This window comes from Streptomyces flaveolus (genome assembly GCF_014648815.1).
In the GTDB taxonomy this organism is placed as follows: domain Bacteria; phylum Actinomycetota; class Actinomycetes; order Streptomycetales; family Streptomycetaceae; genus Streptomyces; species Streptomyces flaveolus.
Genome location: NZ_BMRV01000003.1, coordinates 323,116 through 345,152, shown reverse-complemented (window position 1 = coordinate 345,152; position 22,037 = coordinate 323,116). Strand labels below are relative to the sequence as shown.

The 22,037-nt window shown below is 70.2% G+C and carries 19 protein-coding genes and 3 pseudogenes; 9 read left to right on the top strand and 13 right to left on the bottom strand.

What is annotated here, in order from left to right; translation table 11 throughout:
• Positions 1-77: 77 nt before the first annotated feature.
• The 3 genes from IEZ05_RS09325 to IEZ05_RS09315 are packed head-to-tail and all read right to left on the bottom strand — an operon-like array spanning position 78 to position 3,350.
• Positions 78-1,181 carry an NAD(P)-dependent alcohol dehydrogenase gene (locus IEZ05_RS09325; protein WP_189229533.1) on the bottom strand — a complete coding sequence of 368 codons (1,104 nt, stop codon included), beginning with the start codon at positions 1,179-1,181 and terminating at the stop codon, positions 78-80.
• A gap of 4 nt (positions 1,182-1,185) precedes the next feature.
• Positions 1,186-2,595, bottom strand: a complete 1,410-nt coding sequence (locus IEZ05_RS09320; RefSeq protein ID WP_373298737.1) for an aldehyde dehydrogenase family protein — start codon at positions 2,593-2,595, stop codon at positions 1,186-1,188.
• 2 nt (positions 2,596-2,597) lie between these two features.
• The gene (locus IEZ05_RS09315; RefSeq protein ID WP_189229531.1) at positions 2,598-3,350 is read right to left on the bottom strand and encodes a (5-formylfuran-3-yl)methyl phosphate synthase; all 753 of its coding nucleotides are present in this window, start codon (positions 3,348-3,350) and stop codon (positions 2,598-2,600) included.
• A gap of 596 nt (positions 3,351-3,946) precedes the next feature.
• On the opposite strand from IEZ05_RS09315, the gene IEZ05_RS09310 reads away from it, so the two are divergent.
• The 4 genes and pseudogenes from IEZ05_RS09310 to IEZ05_RS09295 all read left to right on the top strand — a co-directional run bounded on the left by IEZ05_RS09310 (position 3,947) and on the right by IEZ05_RS09295 (position 7,030).
• Positions 3,947-4,801: an AfsR/SARP family transcriptional regulator gene (locus IEZ05_RS09310; RefSeq protein ID WP_189229530.1), complete on the top strand. Its 855-nt coding sequence runs from the start codon at positions 3,947-3,949 to the stop codon at positions 4,799-4,801.
• Between the two features lie 5 nt (positions 4,802-4,806).
• Positions 4,807-5,010 (top strand): hypothetical protein, encoded by a 204-nt coding sequence (locus IEZ05_RS09305; protein WP_189229529.1) that lies wholly within the window; start codon positions 4,807-4,809, stop codon positions 5,008-5,010.
• 128 nt (positions 5,011-5,138) lie between these two features.
• A pseudogene (locus tag IEZ05_RS09300) lies at positions 5,139-5,756 on the top strand (N-acetylmuramoyl-L-alanine amidase); the annotation flags it as partial.
• A 65-nt stretch (positions 5,757-5,821) separates the two neighbouring features.
• Positions 5,822-7,030 carry a DUF2235 domain-containing protein gene (locus IEZ05_RS09295; protein ID WP_189229527.1) on the top strand — a complete coding sequence of 403 codons (1,209 nt, stop codon included), beginning with the start codon at positions 5,822-5,824 and terminating at the stop codon, positions 7,028-7,030.
• Positions 7,031-7,062: 32 nt separating this feature from the next.
• On the opposite strand, the gene IEZ05_RS37050 is transcribed toward IEZ05_RS09295, so the two are convergent.
• Positions 7,063-7,707: a peptidoglycan-binding protein gene (locus IEZ05_RS37050; RefSeq protein ID WP_189229526.1), complete on the bottom strand. Its 645-nt coding sequence runs from the start codon at positions 7,705-7,707 to the stop codon at positions 7,063-7,065.
• Positions 7,708-8,036: 329 nt separating this feature from the next.
• On the opposite strand from IEZ05_RS37050, the gene IEZ05_RS09285 reads away from it, so the two are divergent.
• Entirely contained in the window at positions 8,037-9,476 is a 1,440-nt protein-coding gene (locus tag IEZ05_RS09285; RefSeq protein WP_189229525.1) for a hypothetical protein, read from the top strand.
• A 4-nt stretch (positions 9,477-9,480) separates the two neighbouring features.
• Here the strand turns inward: IEZ05_RS09285 and IEZ05_RS09280 are convergent, their stop codons facing one another.
• The 4 genes from IEZ05_RS09280 to IEZ05_RS09265 all read right to left on the bottom strand — a co-directional run bounded on the left by IEZ05_RS09280 (position 9,481) and on the right by IEZ05_RS09265 (position 14,845).
• The gene (locus IEZ05_RS09280; RefSeq protein WP_189229524.1) at positions 9,481-10,935 is read right to left on the bottom strand and encodes a Yip1 family protein; all 1,455 of its coding nucleotides are present in this window, start codon (positions 10,933-10,935) and stop codon (positions 9,481-9,483) included.
• Positions 10,936-11,043: 108 nt separating this feature from the next.
• Entirely contained in the window at positions 11,044-12,426 is a 1,383-nt protein-coding gene (locus IEZ05_RS09275; RefSeq protein ID WP_189229523.1) for an alpha/beta hydrolase family protein, read from the bottom strand.
• On the bottom strand, positions 12,423-13,784 hold the full coding sequence (locus tag IEZ05_RS09270) for an MFS transporter (protein ID WP_189229522.1): 1,362 nt from the start codon (positions 13,782-13,784) through the stop codon (positions 12,423-12,425). Before IEZ05_RS09270 ends, IEZ05_RS09275 begins: the two co-directional genes overlap by 4 nt.
• A 233-nt stretch (positions 13,785-14,017) precedes the next feature.
• Complete coding sequence (locus tag IEZ05_RS09265) at positions 14,018-14,845, bottom strand: PaaX family transcriptional regulator (RefSeq protein ID WP_189229825.1); 828 nt, start codon at positions 14,843-14,845, stop codon at positions 14,018-14,020.
• A 150-nt stretch (positions 14,846-14,995) separates the two neighbouring features.
• Between IEZ05_RS09265 and IEZ05_RS36220 the strand changes: the two are divergent.
• Positions 14,996-15,394: pseudogene (locus IEZ05_RS36220) on the top strand (STAS domain-containing protein); the annotation flags it as partial.
• A 135-nt stretch (positions 15,395-15,529) separates the two neighbouring features.
• Here IEZ05_RS36220 and IEZ05_RS09255 read toward each other — a convergent pair.
• Positions 15,530-15,976 carry a TIGR03618 family F420-dependent PPOX class oxidoreductase gene (locus tag IEZ05_RS09255; RefSeq protein WP_189229521.1) on the bottom strand — a complete coding sequence of 149 codons (447 nt, stop codon included), beginning with the start codon at positions 15,974-15,976 and terminating at the stop codon, positions 15,530-15,532.
• A gap of 79 nt (positions 15,977-16,055) precedes the next feature.
• On the opposite strand from IEZ05_RS09255, the pseudogene IEZ05_RS09250 reads away from it, so the two are divergent.
• Positions 16,056-16,265, top strand: a pseudogene (locus IEZ05_RS09250) (mycothiol transferase); the annotation flags it as partial.
• 35 nt (positions 16,266-16,300) lie between these two features.
• Here IEZ05_RS09250 and IEZ05_RS09245 read toward each other — a convergent pair.
• Both IEZ05_RS09245 and IEZ05_RS09240 read right to left on the bottom strand, forming a co-directional pair.
• Positions 16,301-18,985 (bottom strand): SpoIIE family protein phosphatase, encoded by a 2,685-nt coding sequence (locus IEZ05_RS09245; protein ID WP_189229520.1) that lies wholly within the window; start codon positions 18,983-18,985, stop codon positions 16,301-16,303.
• Positions 18,986-19,075: 90 nt separating this feature from the next.
• Positions 19,076-19,498, bottom strand: coding sequence for a DUF6003 family protein (locus IEZ05_RS09240; RefSeq protein WP_189229519.1), 423 nt, complete (start codon positions 19,496-19,498; stop codon positions 19,076-19,078).
• Between the two features lie 138 nt (positions 19,499-19,636).
• Between IEZ05_RS09240 and IEZ05_RS09235 the strand changes: the two genes are divergently transcribed.
• Together IEZ05_RS09235 and IEZ05_RS09230 are read left to right on the top strand one after the other, a co-directional pair.
• The gene (locus IEZ05_RS09235) at positions 19,637-20,131 is read left to right on the top strand and encodes a MarR family winged helix-turn-helix transcriptional regulator (RefSeq protein WP_189229518.1); all 495 of its coding nucleotides are present in this window, start codon (positions 19,637-19,639) and stop codon (positions 20,129-20,131) included.
• Positions 20,128-20,571 (top strand): MarR family transcriptional regulator, encoded by a 444-nt coding sequence (locus IEZ05_RS09230; RefSeq protein WP_189229517.1) that lies wholly within the window; start codon positions 20,128-20,130, stop codon positions 20,569-20,571. Before IEZ05_RS09235 ends, IEZ05_RS09230 begins: the two co-directional genes overlap by 4 nt.
• Before the next feature lie 277 nt (positions 20,572-20,848).
• Here IEZ05_RS09230 and IEZ05_RS09225 read toward each other — a convergent pair whose 3' ends face one another.
• Together IEZ05_RS09225 and IEZ05_RS09220 are read right to left on the bottom strand one after the other, a co-directional pair.
• Complete coding sequence (locus IEZ05_RS09225; RefSeq protein WP_189229516.1) at positions 20,849-21,121, bottom strand: DUF4190 domain-containing protein; 273 nt, start codon at positions 21,119-21,121, stop codon at positions 20,849-20,851.
• Positions 21,122-21,250: 129 nt separating this feature from the next.
• The gene (locus tag IEZ05_RS09220) at positions 21,251-22,000 is read right to left on the bottom strand and encodes a MerR family transcriptional regulator (RefSeq protein WP_189229515.1); all 750 of its coding nucleotides are present in this window, start codon (positions 21,998-22,000) and stop codon (positions 21,251-21,253) included.
• Positions 22,001-22,037: the final 37 nt, after the last annotated feature.

The following is a 22,037-nucleotide window of genomic DNA, read 5'->3' as shown; positions in this document are numbered from 1 at the left end:
GCGTACTCCTTGATGCGGGTATGGCCGGCGTCCCTCAGGACGGCAGCTCGGGTGGGTGGTGTCACGGAACGCCTCGGTCACCGCTGCCGCCCGTCCGGGATCAGGACGGGTTTGACGACGCGGCCCGTGTCGCAGTCGTGTTCGGCCTCGTTGATGTCGGCGAGCGGATAGAGACGGATCAGCTGGTCGAAGGGGAACAGTCCGGCCTGCCAGAGCGCGGTCAGGCGCGGGATCAACAGCCCGGGGACCGCGTCGCCCTCGCAGATGTGGGAGATCCGGCGTCCGCGGTCCAGTGTTCCCGGCTCCAGCGGCAACGCGGTGTGCAGACGTGACACGAGGCCGAGGTGGCCGGTCGGGCTCAGTGACCGGAGCGCGTCGTTGATCAGTCCGGCGGACCCTGTGGTGTCCAGCGCGTACGTCACTCCGCCGCCGGTCAGCCGCTGGATCCGCTCGGGCAGGGCGGCCGACGCGGCGGGGAGCGGAAGGGCGTGCAGCCGCTCGGCCAGGCCGAGCCGCCCGGGATGCCGGTCGACGGCGACGGTCACCGCCCCGGCGGCGTGGGCCGCCATCACCGCGGCCAGACCCACCGATCCCGCGCCGAAGACCGCGAGGGTGTCACCGGGACCGACACCGAAGGAGTTGAAGACCGCCCCGGCACCGGTGAGGAAGCCGCAGCCGAGCGGTCCGAGCAGTTCCAGCGGCAGCGAGGGATCGACCCGGACGGCGTTGCGTGCCGGGACCATCGCGTACTCGGCGAACGAGGACTGGCCGAACCAACGGGGCGCCAGTGCGAGGCCGGCCGCGTCGGTGAACCGTGCGGCGTTCTCCCTGCGCCCGCCGAAGAGGTTCAGCGAGGCGAAGGAGTCGCAGTAGGCGGGGGCCGCGCTCCTGCAACTGCGGCAGTGACCGCAGGAGTCGAAGCTCAGTACGACATGGTCGCCGACGTCGAAGCCGGTGCCCGCGCCCCCCGTCTCCGCCACGACTCCCGCCCCCTCGTGGCCGAGGACGGCCGGCAGGGGCGAGCGGCCCGCCGATCGCCGGACCGCGAGATCGGTCCGGCACAAACCGCAGCCCGCGATCCGGACCAGGATCTCGCCCTCGTCCGGCCCCTCGGCCAGCATCACCTCTTCGATTGTGAACGGCTCCTCGTAAGCACGCAGTACCGCCGCGCCGAACTTCACGTCGTCACGCCTCCTCGGGTCGGTGCACGACGAACGGTCTGAGGTTCCCGTAGAGCCCCCACGGTCCGCCCGCGACGCCGACCCCGCTGTCCTTGGCACCCGCGAAGGGCTGAGCGAGGGACAGTTCGGCGTGATGGTTGATCCAGGCGGTACCGCACTCCAGACGGTCGGCCACGGCAGCGGCCAGGTCGACGTCGGTTCCCCACACCGATCCGCCCAGGCCGAAACCGGTGCCGTTGGCTGCCCCGACGGCTTCGTCGAGGGTGTTGTAGGGCAACACCGGCAGGACGGGACCGAACTGTTCCTCCGTCACCACCGGACTGTGGGCCGGCACGTCGGCCAGGACCGTCGGCGCGAAGAAGTACCCCGGCCGGTCCAGTCGGTGCCCGCCGGCAGCGACTCGGGCGCCGTCTGCCAGGGCCCGGGCCGTGTACCGCTCGACGCGGGCCAGTTGAGGGGCGTTGTTGACCGGTCCGAGCCGTGTGTCCGGGTCGAGACCGGGTCCGACGACGGTCGTCCTCGCCCGGTCCGCGAGCGCCTCCACCACCTGTGCGTAGTGACGGGCAGGGGCGTAGACGCGCTTGACCGCCATGCAGACCTGCCCGCAGTTGCGGAACGCCGCCCAGAACAACCGGTCCGCCATCTCCTCCACGTCGACGTCGTCCAGCAGGACGGCGGCGTCGTTGCCGCCCAGTTCGAGGGTGACCCGCGCGAGCGAGGCCGCCGCGCCCGCGGCGACGCCCCGGCCCGTGGCCGCCGAACCGGTGAAGGTCACATGGCGGATTCCCGGATGCGCGGCGAGACGGGCGCCGAGGGGCTCCCGCCCGGTGACGATCGTCAGGACGCCCTCGGGCAGAGCCCCGGAGAGGACGGACCCCAGCAACCGGGTGGCGAGAGGAGTGAACGGAGAGGGCTTGAGCACCATCGTGTTGCCCGCGGCGAGGGCCGGAGCGAACTTCGCCGACGCGAGCTGCAGGGGGAAGTTCCACGGGACGATCGCGGCGACGGGCCCCAGCGGTCGCCAGCGGAGCTCGCTGTGTACGGGGCGGCCGTCCGTGATCGGCTCCGTCCCGGCATCCAGCCCGGCGAAGTAGCGTAGCCGCGCGGCCGTACGGGCCACCTCCGCGTACGACTCGGTCAGCGGCTTGCCCTGTTCTCGGGTGAGCAGCGGGGCGAGCTCCGCCGCTGCCGCCTCGACGGCGTCCGCCGCAGCGCGCAGCGCGGTCCTGCGGGCGTCCGGGTCGGTCCGCCAGTCGCGCCAGGCCGCGTGGGCCCGGTCGACGACCGCGTCCAGCTCGTCCGGCCGCTGTTCGGGAGCCTCCGCGAAGACCTCGCCCGTCGCCGGATCGACGACGGTGACGTGGCTGCCCAGGCGCCCCGGGGCGTGACGGCGACGTCCGGTCGGCACGGCCACCGTCAGCTCGCCGCGGCGGCGACCGTGTGCTCCCGGACGAGCCGGTCCATCTCCGCCCGGAATGCGGCCACCAGGTCGGGCCGGATGCGGCCCGCGTTGCGGTCGCCTCCCTCACAGACCGCCCCGCGCACTCCGACGATGTCCGTTTTGATGCGGGCCAGCTCACCCAGGTCGCCGGTCTTCACGCTGCCCGCCAGCGCGGCGAGGAGACCCGCCGCGTGGGCACGCCGCACGAACTCGGCGCAGACGTCGGGCGGAACGTGGTCGAACAGCCGTGTTCCGTCCTTGACCGCGGTGTCGAGCATGGCGGCGTCGGCGCCGGAGCGGGCGGCGATGTCGGGCAGCGCGAGCGGGTTGACGCAGCCGATGCGGTGGGCGTCGGCGTAGCCCGAGGCGACGACGAACGCGTCCGCCCGGTAGTCCTTCACCGCCCGGACGACCCCGCGCATGACCTCGACGGCCTGTTCGGGTGTCGTGCAGCCGTAGAGGCCGACCTTGATGTACGTGGCTCCGGAGACGACCGCCCCTAGCGCCGCCTGGGCCACCGTACCGGGCTTGTACGGGACGTCCCCCACGGTGGCGGAGACGGGCTTGTCCGCCGGAACCGCGTCGCGGATCTCCCTGATGACCCAGGGGAAGTTCGCGCCGAGCGAGCCCTCGTCGGGCTTCTTGACGTCGACGATGTCGAGGTGCTCGGCCGCCTTCGCGCAGTCGAGGGCTTCGTCGACCCCGTCCGGTGAGATGAGAAGTAACACAGTGGAATCCTTTCCCAGCAGGCCCACCTGCTGACAGCAGATGCGCGGATTCGCCTGGCTCACGTGCGGTGTGCACATCATTTCCGCGGCCGTCCGGCGTCGGCAGGGCGCGCGGAGCGACATACGGGTCGTTGCCGCGCGGTGCCCACGCCCCGCGCAACGCGCCGTCCGCGCTGATCCCACCGCGCGCGGGCGCACCGGCATGTCGTTTGCGTCCACGCCCGAATCGACGGCACGTCCCTGAGTTGCCGGGCCTCCCGGCCCGTCAGACACTGGTCCTATCACCCACGGGCATGCCCGTGGACCGGGGCCGGCCGCCCGGACGGGCCGAGGTCTCGCTGCCCCTGTTGCGGGTACGCCCTCCACCGTTGGTTCCGGCGATGCCGGGGCCGTTGTTCCGGTCAGGGAGGGAACTGTCCACCACCTTTCCCGGAGCCCTGCGCCCCTGCGTGAGGCCCTTTCCTGACACTCCGGCGGCCACGGGGCGTGCCGGTCTCCAGGGCGGCGCGCGGGCTGCGTGCTCAACGGCCGGCCGCTCGACGTGTTGGGGTCCGCCAGGTCGCCCCGGGGACACGTCCTGGCAGGGAAGGGCAGAAATGGGCAACGGGCACCGAGATGGTCGCGGCGCGGTCGGCCGGCGAGCGCCGCGGCAGGCCGTCCCGGTTCCGCTCTCCCGCGCTCCCGCCTCCGCGGACTTCGGGCGGGTCGGGGTCGGGGTGTGCATCGGTGTCCTGGGAGGCTTCGGACTGTGGGTGGACGGGGAGCCGGCCGCCGTCCCCGTGGGGTCGGAGCGCGTCCTGGCGTTCGTCGCGCTGTGTGCCCGGGCGGGAGTCCCCCGCCCCCTGATCGCGGGCACTTTGTGGCCGGCGTCGTCCGAGCACAGTGCACACGCCAATCTCCGCTCGGCCCTGGCCCGCCTGCACCACGCCGGCCGGCAGGCCCTGGAGATCGGCCCGGCCGAGGTACGCCTGGCCGCCGACACCACCGTCGACCTCCACGACGCCCGCAGGACCGCCCACCGCATCCTCGACCCCGCCGAGGCCGGCCGGCTCACGGACTCTTGCGTCCTGGACGCGGTCGATGCCCTCTCCGCCGATCTGCTGCCCGGCTGGTACGACGACTGGGCGCTGCTGGAAGCCGAGGACTGGCGGCAGCTGCGCATGCACGCCCTGGAGACGCTGGCCGAGCGGCTGATCACGGCCCAACGCCATGCCGAGGCCGTCACCGCCGCGCGCGCGGCCGTACACGCCGACCCGCTGCGCGAGAGCGGCCAGGTGTGTCTGATCCGGGCCCACCTGGCGGAGGGCAACCCCTCCGAGGCCCTGCACGCGTTCGCCCGCTACGGCCGGCGCCTGCACGACGAGCTGGGGCTGGAGCCGACCGAGCGGCTGCACCGGCTGGTCGCCGGCCTTGCCCGGTCACGGCACCGTGACGGCCCGCCCGGACCGTGAGGGGCATGACCGCATCGAGCACCGGCGTGATGATCATCCGGGTCTGGGCGGAGGAAGGCTCCGCTCAGCCCCTGCGGGCGCACGTCCGCGTGACCGCCGACATCGCGGCGGGCGTCGAGCGCAGCATGACGCTCACCCGGACCGATGCCGTGTGCCGGGTGGTCCGGGAATGGCTGGAGGAGATGACCGCCGACCCCGACGGAGGGTGACGGTCCGGGGCCACGCGACCGTCACACGACGGTGACGCACCGGCCGGAAGAGTCGCTCCTGGGAGTTCCCCACGGATCGTCTCCCGTCGAGGAGATCTCCTGTGCACTGCACCCACGAGGAGGAAGCCATGGCCACCCCCATGTCAGCAGACCGGTTCCTCGACTCGCTGCGCGCCGAAGGGCTCACCGTCGTCGAGCACCGGTCGTGGCGCACCCACAACCGCAACCACAAGGGCCCCTGGGGTCCCGTGAACGGGGTGATGATCCATCACACGGTCACCTCTGGCACGTCGAGCAGCGTCCAACTGTGTTACGACGGCCACTCCGCCCTGCCCGGGCCGCTGTGCCACGGAGTCATCGCCAAGGACGGCACCGTGCACCTGGTCGGCAACGGCCGCGCCAATCACGCCGGGCTCGGTGACGGCGACGTCCTGCGCGCAGTGATCGACGAGGGTGCCCTGCCACCCGACAACGAGGCCAACACGGACGGCAACCAGCGCTTCTACGGCTTCGAGGCGATCAACCTCGGCGACGGCGCCGACCCCTGGCCCGAGGTACAGCTGGAGGCGATCGCGAAGGCGGCCGCCGCTGTCTGCCGGGCACACGGCTGGACCGAGCGCAGTGTGATCGGCCACCTGGAGTGGCAGCCCGGCAAGATCGACCCCAAGGGCTTCACCATGGCCTCGATGCGTGGCCGGATCAAGAACCGCCTGAGCGCCGTCCTGGCCGGAACCCACGCCGGTCCCTAGGGCTCTGGTGACCCGTACAGGGTGTGCGAACCGTTCTGAGGATTTCCCAAGGAGGGATGGTCATGGCCACGCGTCTGGTTGTCTGTTGCGACGGGACATGGAATGTCGCGGACCAGCCGAGCAAGACCAACGTCGCCAAGGTCGCCCTGTCCGTGCGCGCCGGGTCCGCCGCCGGTAGGGAGCAACGCGTCTACTACCACAGCGGTGTCGGCAGCCGGCGGGGGGAGCGCCTGCGGGGCGGCGCGTTCGGTGTGGGGTTGTCCCGGAACGTCGTGGACGCCTACCGGTTCCTCGTCGAAGCGTACGAGCCCGACGACGAGTTGTTCCTGTTCGGCTTCAGCCGCGGTGCGTTCACCGCTCGCAGTCTGGCGGGGCTGGTACGCAACAGCGGCATCCTGCGCCGGGACCACGCCGACCGGATCCCTGAGGCCTGGGCTCTGTACCGTGACCGGATGGAGCGACCGAACGGCGCTGCCGCCACGCTGTTCCGCCGATCGTACGCGTACGAGACGGAGATCAGATTCGTCGGCGTGTGGGACACGGTCGGCGCGCTGGGTATCCCCGTTCCGGACACGACGTGGCTGCAGTCGACGGCGACCCGGTTCAACCACCGCTGGGCGTTCCACGACACCGAGCTGAGCAGCTGGGTCAAGGCGGCCTTCCACGCACTGGCCACCGACGAACAGCGGTCGGCGTTCCGGCCGACGCTGTGGCACCAGAAGGCTGGTTCAGCGGCGTCGGGCCAGGAGCTGAAGCAGGTGTGGTTCGCCGGGGTCCACTGCGATGTCGGTGGCGGGTACAAGGAAACGGGGTTGTCCGACATCACGCTCCTGTGGATGGCCGACCAAGCCCGCAGACACGGGCTGGAGTTCGACGCCGATGTGCTGAGCACGGCCGGACCACCGGTCATGCAGCCTCGGGAGAGCGTCGACTTCCGCGTACGGCCGGACGCTTCGGGCTCGCTCCACGACTCACGTACGGGCATGTACCGACTGGCCGAGCCGCTGCACCGGCCGCTCGGGGAGGCGGTGAACGACGCCGGCGAGCCCGACGGCAACGAGTTCCTCTCGGTGCCCGCGAAGGAGCGCTACGACCGGAACCCGGACTATCGTCCGCCGGAGCTGGTGCGCTGTCTGAGCCGACAGGAACGGATCCGGCTGGAGCCCGTCCTGTTGCCGGGCCTCTCCGCGGGCCTGCCGCCCATGCCACCGGCGCCGACCGGTCCGGGAGCGGCGGTCGACACGCACGACGGACTCGACCGCTCCACGTGACAGGGCTCTGAGCGGCTCCTCCTCTCCTGCGGTCACCAGGTGGGCGTCACGTCGGATCCGAAGCCGCCACCGGCCGGGCGTTTCTCGAAGTGGAGATGAGGGCCGGTGGCGTTGCCGGTGGAGCCGACCTCCCCGATCTTCTGGCCGGCCTTGACCGGACCTGCTTTCACGGTCTGCACGGAGAGGTGGCAGTACCAATAGTCGAACTTGCCGGCACGCAGGACGAGGAAGTCGCCGAAACTGCCGTCGTGGCCCTTGCGGACGATGGAACCGCCGAGCACCGCGACACAGGGTGTGCCCTTCGCAGCGGCGTAGTCCGCGCCGGTGTGGTAGCCCAGACTCCAGTGAGGTCCCTCCACCCGGTAGGCGGTCGTGACGCGGTGTTCCGATACCGGAGATGCGACGCGGCTGCCAGGACCCGGTGACGACGCCGGGACGCGGAGCCGGTCCCAGGAGGTCTTGCCCGGAATGCCGTCGGCTTCGGCCCCTTCGAATCCGATCTTGCGCTGCCAAGCGGCGTACGACTGTTTGTCGGCGTCCGTCCACTCGGGACCGGGACCCGTCCGGTACTTGCCGCATCCTTCCGTCACCAGGCGTTTGCCCATCGAGGCGATCACAGGACTGCGTTGTCCCTTGTGGAAGAAAGTCGCTCCTGGGAATGGCGCCAGCGCAGGCATGGCCCTCTCCTTTCAACGGCGCCAGATGTACTGTCGCGGTCCGCGATCCGGTGTTTTCCGAACGACGTGCGGGACTGACCAACCGCCGTGCCTCCTCGGTTACATGGAGGCTGCCGGACGACGAGGACGCCGGTCGATCGCTGTCACAGTCGCCCTACTTCCACCATGCGCTTGACGCAAGACGCCCGCAAACCCCGACCTCATCGCCGGGATGGCCCGCTGCGGCCTGTTACTCCCGTTGCGAGATGCGCCGGACGGGTGAAGGGTGGATTCCGTATCGGCTCTGCATCCTTCCAGCTCCCGAAGCGCCCAGCGCATCTGGAACCATCATGGCCAAAATCTCTCCGCGACACGTCGCTCACGCGGCCAGCGCATGCATTCTGTCTGCGGCGTTCGTGTTGCCGACCGGTCTGACGATCTCCGCGGCAGAAGCGCAGAGTGTGAACGGTGGTCATGCCGAACGTGCGGCACGGACGACCGACCCCCCTTCTCCCACTCCCACACCGAGTGATCCGACCGACGAGAAAACGTCCCCCTCCTCGCCTGCGGACACCGGACCGAGCGAACCGACGGACCCCACGACGTCTCCCTCGTCCACGCCGAGCGGGACCACCGACACGTCCGAGCCGTCGGACCACGGCGACACGGACGAACAGACCACCGAACCCCCGCCGGAGCAGAAGGCGGACATCGACGAGGCGACGACGACCCTGAACGAGGAAAAGGAAAAAGTTCCACAAGAACTCGCGTCGACCGTGGACAAACTGATCTCGATCGTCAGCGCGGTCGAGGATCCGAGGACGTTGCCCCAGGACAGGGAGGCAGTCGTCGAGAGCGCGAAGAATCTGTCCACCGCGCTGGCGGCCATCATGGACCCGCGAACGCCTCCCGAATTGCGGAAAGAGTTGACATCGATCGTCAAGCAGGTGACGTCGACGCTCGAGACGGTCAGCGATCCCCGGATGCCGGCCGAAGAGCGGTCCATGCTCATCCTGGTGGTCAAACGCACCACATCCACCCTGGACATGATCTGTGACCCCAAGACTCCGCAAGGCGTGCGGGGACAGATGATCACGTCAGTGAAGGACACGACCTCCGCGGTGGAGACGAGCCACGGGTCACAGGCCGGCTCGACAGCCGCGAGCCAGGATTCGCCTGAGGCGACTCTGGTTGCGGTGGGCGCCTCTCATGACATCATGCGCGACCGCAGGACACCGCCGAAGGAACGGGCACAACTAGCGGCCATCACCCGGCAGGTAAGTGCACTGTTGAAGAAGATCAACGATTCTGAGACGTCGAAGGATGAGCGGTCGGAGGCCGAAAAAGAACTGAAGGACACATCCGCTCGCATGAAGGACCAGCAGGAAGAATCCGCCTCCGCCCAGGAGCGCCCGGAGGAGTCGCTCGGCAAGGCCGCCGCCTTCTGCACCAGTGCCATATTCGAGTCCACCCCTGAGTCGGCCCTCATGCGAGGGCTGAAGAAGCTGGTTCCCCCGCAGTGGGAGGACGAAGGGGTCAAGGACTTCTGGAAGGCGAAGGAAAAGAGCGACGACGCGCTCGACGTCCTCGCCCAGCTGCGGAACAACGAGCACACCCATGGTTCGTTCGAAGTCGTACCGCTCATCACCGAGCTGGCCGAGATCGTACCGAAGGACAAACTGTTCGGAACCCTCGGAGGATCTGCCCTGGCCTGCAAGCAGACTGCCACCTATGTCGAGGAGGAATACGGGGTCACGGTGGGAAGCTGGCTCACGAAGACCGGCGAGTGATCGCTCAGACACCGGCAGAACGCAGCAGTTCGGCCACGGATATCTCTGAGTCGGCCCGGGCCCGCGCAGCTCCGTATCTCTCGAGTTCTCTCCGTTCTTCACCGTAGTCACCCACTCCGGAGAAGTCGAAGGGGAAGGACGAAATAGAAGAGATGAACAGACCTCCGGGAGACCAGACAGCCGTCACATAGCGTGGTTTGCGCGTCACATTGATGAGATTGTTGTTGTGCCGCACTCTTCCACGGTATACGAGCTGACTTCCGCAGATCGCCGGTTCACAGTAGTAGCGCCGGTCACGCGCGTTCCACGAAGGATGAGGGGATCTGAACTCCTCCACATCGATCCTTCCCCGATCCCTTCTCATGTACGAGATCTGCAATTCGACACTCACCGTGTCATAACCGACGTCCTTGGGAAGCTGGAATACACGCTTCAATGCGTACTCCTGCCCCACGTCGAGCGAATTGCCGGAGTCGTAGAACCTTCCGCTGCTTATTGTGGTGTATTCGAGCTGGTCGACGTAGAGATCGGCCTCCCCCTCGCGCGTCCCCTGCTTCCCTACGCTCTCCCTCCATTCGGTCATCATGTCCTGCCCCTCTTCGGAATACAGGGCAACCCTTCCACGGACCGTGTAGATGTCATTGATGATGTACACCGGAATCCCTCCGGTGTTTTTCATGTACAGCGTCAGCGGGACATGCACGAAGGGAAGGTTGTTGTCCTCCCACGCCTTGCCGAATTCTGCCTTCAGAGCGAAATGCATCGGGGCGGCCGCAGGCTGGTACATCGTGGAATACGCAAGACTGACAGCCGTCAGGAGTGCCGTGGCGACCACCCCGGCCGCGAACCTCTTGGGCTGGGGTATCCCTTTCCACGACTTTTTGCGCACGAGAAGATAAAGCGCCCATATGGCCCAGCACAGAGCGGGGAGGTAGATCAGCAGGTAACGCGTGTACTCCCGCTCTTCGAACCAGAGGAGAAGGAGGAGGCTGTCAGTGGCCATTACCGTGATCACCCCGAGCAGGACAATCGCTCCGGACGCCTTGAACTGTCGCCTTCCCCAGTAGTCGAATGTCGCGATCGCCGCAATGCCCAGTGCCACACCCGAGAGGACGAACAGGACTCCGGTGATGCGCTGCGCGAAGGTGAGGGCCCCCGACGCGTCCGGCCACCCGATGACCGCGTTGAAAACCATGGAAGCGAGCAGCCCGGCCATCATGAGTGACATGGCCGAGCGCCTTCTCCAAGGCCGGTCGGGCCATGTCCTGCTGTCGCCCCCGCGCCAGCATATGGATGCCGGATCGTCCCAATCCACGTTCTCGGCGCAACCGTGACGGGCGAGTATCCTGCGCAGCCCGGCCGGTGACCACGCAACTCCGACCGTCTCGCCGCCAATGGTGACGCGACGAAGACCACGACTGTCCGGCGGCTCCACGATGACCCATGGACGGATGCTCATGACCACAGACTCGGACCGGTGCAGGCATCATGCACGCGGAGCCACCCCGTTTGCCTCCAGGCGGGTCGCCCCGACGGGCGCACGAACCGGCCCGAAGCGCTCGGTGCCCTAGCGGGCCACTGTCCGCCGGGCGTCTCCCGGGTGGGCCAGGTCGTAGGGGCGGGGGTACGGGCCCGGGTGGTACGGGAGGTACCGGGGCTCGGACGCCGGATCCGCCGCGTCGGCGAGGGCGTTGAGGGTGGTGGGCGAGGTGTCCCAGCGCCCGGTGTCCAGGCGGTGTTCCAGCGCGTGCAGGGCGCCGGCCATCTCGCCCGGGGTGAAGGTGCAGTGGCCGGGGCCGTCGACGTACGCCTGCCGCAGCAGCGGACCGGAGCCCGCGGCGCCGGCGGCCCGCCGGTAGGCACTCTCGGCCTGTACGGGGATCAGCGCATCGCCGGTGGTGTGGATCATCAGCTGGGGATCGGACAGCCGGCCGGTGAGCGCGCTGGTGCGGCTCATCCACCGCACGGCATCGGGGTCGGCGGCGATCCGTGGCGCGCGGTTCAGGGCGGCGAGGTCGGCCCGCAGGGACGCTCCCGCCTCCTTGTACAGCTCGCTCACCTCCTTGAACAGCGGCGACCGGCGCAGCATGGCGGTGTAGTCGACGCCGGTGTTCCAGGACGGGTTGCCGCCGGCACGGCTCTCCGCCTCCTGCCGCCAGCCGAAGGCGGGCTGCTGGAGGAGTCCGCGGACGGCCGCGTACTGGCCTGCCTGCCGGCCGGCCCAGTCCGTCGGGCCGGGTTCGGTCTGGGTGGCGGTGTTGTAGCCGGGGATGTTGTGCAGGGCGGCGGCCAGGGCGATGCGGGCGCGGCCCTCGGGGGTGCGCTGCGCGGCGTCGGTCACCGCCGTCAGTGCGTCGGAGGCGGCGCGGGCGTCGCCCTGGCCGGTGAATCCGGTGAGCCGGACGCCGGAGCCGGGGGCGAGCAGGGTGCGCAGCGCGAACACGGGGTCCAGCGTGCTGTTCCAGTTGGCGACGCCGCCCTGCACCAGGCCGCACATCGACAGCGAGCCGTCGAAGCGGTCGCCGTGCCGCTCGGCGAGTGCCGTGGTGACGAGGCCGCCGTACGAGGTGCCCCAGGCGAGCGTCCGCGCGGCCGTGCCGTACCGCTCGGTGAACAGGTCCAGCGTGGCGAGCTGGTCCGGAACCGCTTCCGTCAGGGCCCACCCGGTCGTCGCGTAGGACGAGCCGATGAGCGCGTACCCTGCCGCCAGCAGCTTGCCGCGGGTGTCGGCGTCGGGCGCGTTGCGGGCCGGGTTCGGGGAGCCGGACGGTGTGTAGCCGTGGCTGTAGAGCAGGACGGTGCCGTTCCAGCCGACGGGCACGTCCATCACGTAGGCGGCCCCGGAGGGGAGCCGTCCCTCGACGTGGGCGTCGGCGGGAGCGGCGGCCTGCGCGGGCAGGGCGGTCACCGCGAGCAGGGCGGCGGTCGACAGGGCCAGACGGGTTCTCAACGGGGGGTTCCTTCCGGTGCGGGGGACGGTGCGGCGGCCCGCGGCGCGGAGGTGTCGAGGCGGGCGGTGTGCGTCTCGCGCATCCGCCACACGGTGACGCCGGTGACCGCGGCGCCGGCGCACAGCAGCAGGGCGACGGGTGTGCTGCCGCCGCCGGACGAGGCGACGAGGCTGCTCGCGATCAGCGGTGAGAATCCGGCGCCGATCAGGGTTGCCGCCTGGTAGCCGAGCGAGGCGCCGGTGTAGCGGACCTCGGTGCCGAACAGCTCGGTGAGCAACGCGCCGAGCGGCCCGTACATCGTGGACTGGGCGATGCCGTGGCCGAGGACCAGGGCGAGGATCAGCAGGCCGGGCGAACCGGAGTCCACCAGGGCGAGCACCGGGAAGGCGAGGGCGGCGCAGGCGACGGCGCCGGCGAGGACGACGGGGCGGCGGCCGATCCGGTCGGAGAGCGCGGAGGCGGCCGGCAGGACGGCGAGGGCCGTGCAGGAAGCGACGGTCACCGCGGTGAGGACCTGCGGGCGGCTGTAGCCCTGGTCGACGGCGTACGAGATCATGAAGCCGGTCAGCAGCGACTGCGCGGTGAACGCGCCGATGCCTACGCAGGCGGCCAGCAGCACGGTCTTCGGCCGGCGCAGCACCTCCAGGACCGGCGGCCGGGTCGCCGGTTCCCGCCTGCCCTGCGCGAACAGCGGACTCTCCGCGACCTTCAGCCGTACGAACAGGCCGACGGCCAGCAGGACGACGCTGAGCAGGAACGGCACCCGCCAGCCCCAGGAGCGGAAGTCGTCGTCGGGCAGGGCCGAGACGAGGGCGACGACGCCGGCGGAGAGCACGGAGCCGAGCGGGGCGCCGAGCTGGGTGAAGCTGGACCACAGGCCGCGCCGGTCACGCTGAGTGCTTTCGGCGTGTTCGACGACCATCAGGGTCGCGCCGCCCCATTCGCCACCGATCGCGATCCCCTGTACGACGCGCAGGGCGACCAGCAGCACCGGTGCCCACACGCCGATCGCGCCGTACGTCGGCAGCAGCCCGATGAGGAAGCTGCCGCCGCCCATCAGGGCCATGGTCAGCAGCATCATCGACTTGCGGCCGATGCGGTCGCCGAAGTGGCCGAAGACGATGCCGCCCAGGGGGCGGGCCGCATAGCCCGCGGCGAAGGTGCCGAAGGCGGCGATGGTGCCGACCGCGGGGTCGGCACCGGGGAAGAACAGCTCGCCGAAGACGAGCGCGGCGACGGTGCCGTAGACGAGGAAGTCGTAGAACTCAACGGTGGTGCCGAGCAGGCCGGACAGCGCGACGCGGCGCAACTGCCGGTGTTCCGGTGATGGTTGGCGGGGGGAGGGGGACGGCTGCACGGTGAGCTCCCTGGGGGACGGGACGGTGCCGGTACGGTGAAGTTAGGCAGTAAATCTTCAGCCGTCAATAATTTGCACAACATCAGGGGAGACGTCGGCGCCGGATCAGCGGCGCGTGCGGGTTTCATGCTTCGCCGCGTCGAGTGGGCCGTGGGGCGGGCGCAGCCCCGACTCGTGAGCGGGGCGCTGAACTTCGGCTCCGAGGGCGGCGGTACTCGGAGCCTGTCGCGCTCCTACGCGTGAGCCTCGCGCACGGGCACCAGGTCGAGGAGCCGCCGCGCGGCGTCCCGGGCGGGCGGGGTCAGCCGGTCGTGCACCGTCCGGAACGTCTTCTCGGCCCGCTCGGCCGGCCAGTCGTCCGGGAGGTGCTCGACCGGCAGCCGGGGGTCGCGGCGGATGAGCCCGAGCCACTCGGTCTGCATCCGCAGCCGCAGCACAAGCGCCTCGTCGCCGTCCGGCGTCCGCTCCGCACAGGGCTGCCAGTGCCGGACGAAGGCCTCGTACGACGCCGAGAGGTCGGGCAGCTCCCAGGTCTCCTCGATCATCGCGCCGATGTCCATGCCGGCGTCGGCGCGCGCACGGAACACCTTGACGTGGGCGGACAGGCCCAGCTCCGCCACCAGCGACGACACGTCGACCTCGCCGGGCGCGATCCACAGCCCGTTGAACAGCGGCCCGAATCCGGCCCAGGTCAGCTGGGAACGCAGGTCGTGCCGCTGGCGCTGCCAGGACTCCGGCAGCGAGAAGCCGAGCATCGTCCAGGTACCGTCCCACTGCCGGTTGACGGCGCCGGTGTGCCAGACGCGCCGCTCGCCGTCGCGCAGCACGGCTTCCGCGCGCTCGGTCACCCCGAAGTACATACGGCGGCCCTCGCGTTGGCGGCGCAGCAGTCCCCGGCCCACCATGCGGGTCAGCGTCGAACGGGTCGCCTGCTCACCGATCCCGGCCCGCGCGAAGACGTCGATCAGGCTGCCGGAGTACACGCAGACGTCCCGGCCCAGCATCTCGTCGCCCAGGAAGGTCAGCATCAGGGACTGCGGCCGCAGCGAGTCGTCACGCATCACGCGGCCACGGTACCTCCGGCCGAGGCGCGCCCTGCACGACGGTCGGGAGGCCGAAAGGCCGAGGGTCGTGTGCCCAGACGTCGTTTCTCACGGCTCGTCTTCGTCGCCCTGAGCGGTGCTCGCCCGGTCGGCCCTCCGGATTCTCTGATGGCGGGGTGCTCCACGGGGCCTGGCAGGCTGCTGACATCGCCCACGTCGTCGACATCCTCGCAGCCCGCGGCGTGCCGGCCGTTCCATCCTGCCGGGCCTGGCCCCACTGGAAGAACAACTGCGCGATTTTCCCCGCACCCGCCGTCCTCTCGACGCCGGACGCACCGCGCTCACCGCCCGCCCCTGACCTACGACAACGGTGACGCGGTGCTCCACGCCGCTCAGCGGGCCCTGCACGAGCACCCGGACGCGCGGGAACTTCGGCTGGACTGCCGGGAACTGGGCGCGGTCGACTCCACGGGGCTGTCCGTCCTGCTGCTGATACACCGTCTGGCGTGCCGGGACCGCATCAGCTTCCACCCGGACAACATCGGCCCCGCACTGCAGCGCCTGCTCGACCTCACCGGTACCTACGAGCATCTGACGACTTCGCACCCGGAGGCGTCGGCGGCAGAGTCGCCTGCGGAGGCGACGTCCGAGTCATGGCGGTCGTCTCCTGCCGGCGGCGACGCTGCGATCACTGCCCGCGGGTCAGGATCCGGGGACAGGACCGCCCGGCCGGAATCGCTCCACCCCGACGATGTGCCGCACCTTGACCGGTCGTACGATCACCGCGACGCGCCGCTCCCCCGGCATGATCCATTCGAAGCGCTCACTGCCCAGGTACTTCCGGGCCAACCGGTCCATCCGGTCGTGTGCCTCCTCGCCCTCGACGAAGCGGGACACCACACCACTGATCTGCACACGGTCGAAGGGATCGGTGGCGTCGGCATGCGACAGGTACACACGGGGGTCACGGCGCAGGTTCTCCTCCTTCACCCGGCCCACCGACGTGTTGAAGGACAGCTCTCCCTCCCCCTCCAAGTCCACCCACATCGGGCTGACTTGCGGCGCCCCGTCGGCGAACACGGTGCCGACGTACCAGATGTTGGGGGCTTGCAGGCGGGCACGGACGGCTTCATCGAACATCGCGGTCATTCCGCGAGGCTACCAACCATGATCGGCAAGGCTGGGGCGACCGGTGAGCACGGAGAGCCATTCGCGGCCCACAGGCCCTATCTTCGCCCGCCACCGAGACGCGGTCGGGCGGGTGAACGAGGCGTTCGACGCGTACCCCAGCCTCGCCTCACCGGTCCCCCGACGGCGGCCCGACCGCCCCGCTCCCAGCCTCCGCTGGGCGCTCGCCCACATGATCGAGCAGACAGGCCGCCACGCGGGCCGCGCGGACATCCTCCGGGAGCTCGCCGACGGCACGACCGGCCGCTGATCCCCCAGCAGCCCGCCGCGGGTCCCGGCAGTCGCTCAGCCCTCGGCCCGCAGGTCTGAGACCTGGGCGAGCGACTGCTCGGTCCAGATGACTTTGCCGTGTTCGGTGTACCGCACGCCCCACCGATCGGCGAGCTGAGCCACGAGGAACAGGCCCCGCCCGCCCTCGTCGAATTCGGCTGCCTGGACCACGCGCGGCGCGGTGCTGCTCGCGTCGCACACCTCGCAGATCAGGACGTGGTGCCGAAGGAGTCGGACGGTGACGGGCGGTGCGCCGTACCGTACGGCGTTCGTGATCAGTTCACTGAGGACGAGTTCGGTGGTGAAACCCGTGTCGTCGAGTCCCCAGCTCTCCAGTTGCCGCATGCACTGGGCGCGGACGGCACCGACGGCTGCGAAGTCGGAGGGAACCTCCCACTGAGCCATGTCCTCGGCCGGGAACCGACGGGTGGCCGCCACGAGCAGGGCGACATCGTCGCGCGACCTGTCCGGCACCATGGCGTCGATGACGGTACCGCACGTGCTCTCGCAGCTCGGCCCCGTGTGGGCGAGGACCGACCGCAGCAGCTCCAGTCCGGTGTCGATGTTCCTGCTCCGGCTCGCCACCAGCCCGTCGGTGTAGAGAACCAGGCGGCTTCCTGCCGGAAGGGCGATCTCGGCGGTCTGGAAAGGAACGCTCCCCAGCCCGAGTGGCAGATTCGCCGGCACGTCGACGAACTCGACCGAGCCGTCGGGCAGGACGAGTGCGGGCGGTGGGTGCCCGGCAGCGGCCAGGGCGCACCGGCCGTTGGTCGGATCGTAGACGGCGTACAGCAGGGTCGCGCCGGTGACGGCCTGCTCCTCGCCACCTGACTGATCTGCGGCGTCCAGGCGTTTGACGAGTTGGTCGAGATGGAAGAGGAGGTCTTCCGGGGGCAGATCGAGAGCCGAGAAGTTGAGGACCGCGGTTCTCAGTCTGCCCATGGTGGCCGCGGCCTGCAGACCGTGCCCGACCACGTCGCCCACCACCAGGGCCACCCGGGCCCCGGACAGGGGGATGGCGTCGAACCAGTCACCCCCGACACCTGACCGGGCCGGGAGGTAGCGGTGGGCCACCTCCACGGCATCTTGTCGGGGCAGGTCCCGCGGCAGCAGGCTGCGCTGAAGCGACACGGCGGTGGCGTGCTCCCGTGTGTAGCGGCGCGCGTTGTCGATGCACACCGCCGCGCGGGCCGTCAGTTCCTCCGCGGGGGATACGTCGTCCGGCTGGAACGGAGGGAGACGACCGCGCCAGAACATGACGAAGCCCAGCACGACTCCCCGCGCACGCAGCGGCACCGTGATGAGTGAGTGGAAGCCCAGTTCGAGAACGCGCCGCGCGCCCTCCGGATCCGGTACCCGCCAGTCCTGTGACCGTGCCAGATCAGGCACCACAACAGCGTCCTCACCCACGGTCGCCTGCCGCTGCTGGGCGAGCGGCCCGTACTCCCGGCTGCTGCCCGCCTCGGGCCAGGGCCAGGCCTCGACCGCACCGCGCAGCGCCGCGCGCCGTACCGAGGACGCGACGCCCGGTGCGGGTTCGTCCCCGCGCAGCACCGGGTCGAAGAGGTCGACGGTGACCACGTCCGCGAACTGCGGGACGACGAGATCCGCCAGCTCTTCGGCGGTGCGCACCACGTCCAGGGTGCTGCCGATCTCCGCGCTCGCCCGGTACAGCAGTTCCAGTCGCTCGCGTGCCACGTCCACTCGCCCGGCGAGGGCACGGAGCTCGGTGGTGTCACGCAGTGTGGCGACGCCACTGGTCAAACCGCCCCCGTCGCGGCTGGTCCGGCGCACATTGACCGCGAGCAAGCGGCCGCCCACCAGCTGAACGGCATCGTCCACACTCCGCCCGGACGCCAGGAGCCGCGCCATCGAGGCAGGCAGGCCGAGGTCGCGCAGCGGCCGCTGTTCCGCATCCGCGGGCAGGTGCAGCAGCCGCCGTGCCTCGTCGTTGACCAGCAGCAACCGGCCGTCCTCCCCGATCACCAGGACTCCCTCGCGCGCCGCGTGCAGCACCGCGTCATGGTGCTCGTACATGCGCGTCACCTCGGTCGGCCCGAGCCCGTGCGTCTGCCGGCGCAGCCGCCGGCTCACCAGCCACGCCGCGCCCGTGGCCAACGCCAGTGAACCTGCGGCACCGGCTGCCAGCAGCGGAAGTTGCCGGTAGAAGGTGCTGCTCACCGTGCTGATCTCCAGGCCGGCCGTGACGATGCCCACGACCCTCCGGTCCGCGTCGGTGACCGGCACGGCCGCGCGCACGGCGTCCGTCGGCGCTCCTCTGAACAGTTCGGTGTAGGACTCGCCGGCGAGTGCCCGGCTGAAATCGCCACTCGCTCGCTTGCCGATCAGGTCGGGCCGGGCGTCGGTGTAGCGGACACCGTCCCGGCTCAGGACGGCGACGAAGTCCACGCCTGCGGTCCGACGTGCCCTTTCGGCCATCGGCTGCAGTGCCGCTGTCGGATCCGGGCCCTGCAGAGCCGCCGCGACACCGGGAGAACTCGCGAAGCCCGCCGCCACGGCGAGCACTTCGTGGCGCGCACCGCGCACCGCCTGGCTCCGTGTCTCGTACACCAGGGTGATGACGCTCAGCGCGGCCAGCAGCAGCACCACCAGCAACTGCAGCACGAAGACCTGCGCAGCAACGCTGTGCAGCCCCAGTTTCCGTGGTCTCGGTGACGCGCCGCTCGTCCCCTCACGCATTCACCAGTTTTAGCACCTATTGGTCAGGTATCGCCCGACAAGAGAGGGGCGCGGCATCCCGGCCGGGGCGGCGGCGAGGCCTTGGCGGTGTCAGCGGGCGATCGCCTTGACGGTGGCCAGGTCCTCGCCGGTCAGTTCCGCGATGCGGTGCGCCGGCACGCCCGCCGCCAGCGCGCGGGTGAGCAGGGCTTCGCGGCCGTCCGCGCAGGATCGGTACGCCAGCAGTTCCTCCTCCAGCCGTGCGACGTCCTCCGGCGCGGCATGGTGGCGCAGACGGCTCAGTTCGTCCTCGCCGAGGGGGACGGGCAGCCGCTCGGCGCCCTCCGGAATGGACCGCGTCTCCTCCGGCGGCAGCAGGCGCAGCTCAGGGGACGAGGCGGTGACACCCTGCGCGTCGAGCCAGGCGCGCACGGCGGGGGTCTGCATGCAGGTCAGCTCCCCGAGAGCCGCGGGGGGCGTTCCGAGTGTCAGGTCCGGGCCGTCCAGCAGAACGAGGTAGGCGTCGTCGGTCATCTTCTCTTTCCTCAGAGGGGCAGGCGGGTCTGGTCCGCAGGCCTTCCCTATACCCACCCCGGGCCGCCTCATCGGGGTGATCTTCTTCGACCCCCGCGAATAGTAGCCATGGACATAGTAGCCATGTACTCTATTTCCATGAGCAAGGGTTCACCCGGCCACACGCCCGGCTTCCTGGTTTGGCGGCTCGCCAACAAGTGGCGCGTCGCGGTCGATCGCGCCGTGGCTCCGCTCGGCCTCACACACGCGCAGTACTCACTGGTGGCATCGCTGTACGGCATGCAGCGCACCGGTGAGCGGCCCAGTCAGCGCCGGCTCGCCGACCACACCGGCCTGGAGGCGCTGTACGTCTCCAAGCTGGCGCGCGCCCTGGAGTCGGCCGGCCTGATCGAGCGCACCCGCGATCCCCGCGACCCGCGCGCCGTGCAGCTCGCCCTCACCGAGCAAGGCCGGACCGTCACGCGGCAGGCCATCGCGGTGGTCCACGAACTGCTTGACCAGTTGCTGGAGCCGCTCGACGGCCTCGAGTCCGCACGGACGCGCGCGTTCACGGACGAACTGAGGGCCCTGCTCGACGCACCTCTCGCACCTTCCGTACCGAACGACGAAAGCACTGAGGGGACCACACCATGACCACCACCGCACCCGTCGCCGACTCGCGCGCCCTCGGCCTGGCCCACTACGCCGCCCGCGGCATCCTGGAGCACGTCCTGGCCCGGCACGGCGTCACGTTCCAGCAGCAGATCGCCCTGCGCGCCGCCGTCACCGCCGGCACCCCGCAGACGGTGGACGATCTCGTCACCCAGGTCCGAGGCTCCCTCAAGGCCGATCCGGTCGCCGTCCGTGCCACTCTCGACGAACTGCTGGCCGAGCAGCTTCTCGTCGCGGACGGTGCGCACCTGCGCCCCTCGGAAGCGGGGCGCGAGCTGCTCGCCGCCGTCGGCGCGGAGACCGCCCCCATCACCGCCCGCATCTGGGGCGGAATCCCCGCCGAAGACCTCGCGGCCGCCGGCCGCGTGCTTGCCCTGGTCACCGAGCGTGCCGACGCGGAGCTCACCGCGCTGACCACCTGACCGCCTGACCGCCTGACCACCGGGCGAGCCGGTCACGGCCCTGCGGCGACCCGCAGGGCATTCCCCGGGCTCGGTTCACCGGGGTGGTTGTGAAGGGCGGTCGCCTCCGCGGCGGAAAGCACTGCGGGGCTTCAGCCGAACGATCGTCCCCGCAGGTATGAGATGAGGCCCGGGGTCACAGTCCCCTTCACAACCACACCCCTCACAACGCCCACGGCCGCGCCGGCATTCCGCGCGGCCCCCGGCCGGGTGTGAGGGGTGGATGTGGAGGGGAGGGTCAGCCGATGTTCCAGGTGAAGCTGCCGCCGTTGTTGGCCGCGACGGCGAACATCACGATCATGAGGACGATGTCGACCACTCCGAGGCCGATGTCCCACTTCGCCATCGCGGAGCCGGTCTGACGCAGCGCCACGGCACCGAAGATGATGGCCAGCGGTCCGAGGATGATCGGCAGGAAGAACAGGCCGACGATGCCGCAGACCAGACCCGCGATCGCCAGCCCGCTCGTCCGGCTCGTCTTGTGCGCGCTCGTTCGGCTGTAGGACGACATCGGTATCTCCCAAACTGTCGCAGTTGGCTTCTTTTACTCCTTCGGTTCCTTTCTGATTGCCCCTCCCGGCCGTTGCATGCCTGTGCCGCGTAGGGCAAGTACTTCTGGCCGCTGGGAAGTTGCCGTGTACTACGCGGTCGGCGCATCCTCGGCGGACATGACGACGGCCGCCAGATCAGTGCCCGCACGCAGGAGCGCCACGGTCCTCGCCGCGATCTGGTCGAGACGCTGCCGCAGGATGCGTTGGGTCTCTTCCACGCCGTCGATCCGGTGCAGGGACCCCATGATGTCGCGCACTGCGGGGATGCCGTAGCCGCTGCCGCGCAGGGCCGCGACGATCCGGGCCGCCCTGATCGCCGAGAGATCATAGCGACGTGCCCGCAGTGAGGTCACCCGCTCGGGAACGACCAGCCCCTCCTGTTCCCAGAACCGCAGGGCCGAGGGACGCACCCCGAGTGCGCCGGCGAGCTCGGTGATCGTCATGGCGTCACCCTCGCGCTCGAATTCGCCGGGCTCCGCTTCGGTTCGGATCGCGCGCAGCGCCTGTTGCGCGCGCAGAGCCTCATCCCGTTCCCGTGCGAGACGGACGTGTACCGCGGTGATCGCCGAGGCTGCCGTCGCGATGGTCGCTGTTCGCAGCTCCGCGAGCATCTGCCGGGCCGCGACCGGCCCGACAGCACAGGCAAGTCCCCGGTAGGCGCGTAGAGCCTGCACGTGAAGCGGCGTATAGGAGCGGTAGCCGTTCTTCGATCGTGCGGCCGGCGGGATGACGCCAAGCCGCTCCAGGTCGCGAACCTGTTGCACCGAGTACCCCGAGTCTCTGGCGACATCGACCGTCCGGAGCGGCACTCGCTGCGAACCGTTCGTGGTCTCGCGCACCGGTCAACCCCACATAAGCACTTGAAGGTCATGCTTG

Coding starts and splice junctions, on each gene's coding strand:
- IEZ05_RS09310 (WP_189229530.1), top strand. CDS start 3,947: ATGGGCAACGGGCACCGAGATGGTCGCGGCGCGGTCGGCCGGCGAGCG.
- IEZ05_RS09305 (WP_189229529.1), top strand. CDS start 4,807: ATGACCGCATCGAGCACCGGCGTGATGATCATCCGGGTCTGGGCGGAG.
- IEZ05_RS09295 (WP_189229527.1), top strand. CDS start 5,822: ATGGCCACGCGTCTGGTTGTCTGTTGCGACGGGACATGGAATGTCGCG.
- IEZ05_RS37050 (WP_189229526.1), bottom strand. CDS start 7,707: ATGCCTGCGCTGGCGCCATTCCCAGGAGCGACTTTCTTCCACAAGGGA.
- IEZ05_RS09285 (WP_189229525.1), top strand. CDS start 8,037: ATGGCCAAAATCTCTCCGCGACACGTCGCTCACGCGGCCAGCGCATGC.
- IEZ05_RS09280 (WP_189229524.1), bottom strand. CDS start 10,935: ATGAGCATCCGTCCATGGGTCATCGTGGAGCCGCCGGACAGTCGTGGT.
- IEZ05_RS09265 (WP_189229825.1), bottom strand. CDS start 14,845: ATGCGTGACGACTCGCTGCGGCCGCAGTCCCTGATGCTGACCTTCCTG.
- IEZ05_RS09255 (WP_189229521.1), bottom strand. CDS start 15,976: ATGACCGCGATGTTCGATGAAGCCGTCCGTGCCCGCCTGCAAGCCCCC.
- IEZ05_RS09245 (WP_189229520.1), bottom strand. CDS start 18,985: ATGCGTGAGGGGACGAGCGGCGCGTCACCGAGACCACGGAAACTGGGG.
- IEZ05_RS09240 (WP_189229519.1), bottom strand. CDS start 19,498: ATGACCGACGACGCCTACCTCGTTCTGCTGGACGGCCCGGACCTGACA.
- IEZ05_RS09235 (WP_189229518.1), top strand. CDS start 19,637: ATGAGCAAGGGTTCACCCGGCCACACGCCCGGCTTCCTGGTTTGGCGG.
- IEZ05_RS09230 (WP_189229517.1), top strand. CDS start 20,128: ATGACCACCACCGCACCCGTCGCCGACTCGCGCGCCCTCGGCCTGGCC.
- IEZ05_RS09225 (WP_189229516.1), bottom strand. CDS start 21,121: ATGTCGTCCTACAGCCGAACGAGCGCGCACAAGACGAGCCGGACGAGC.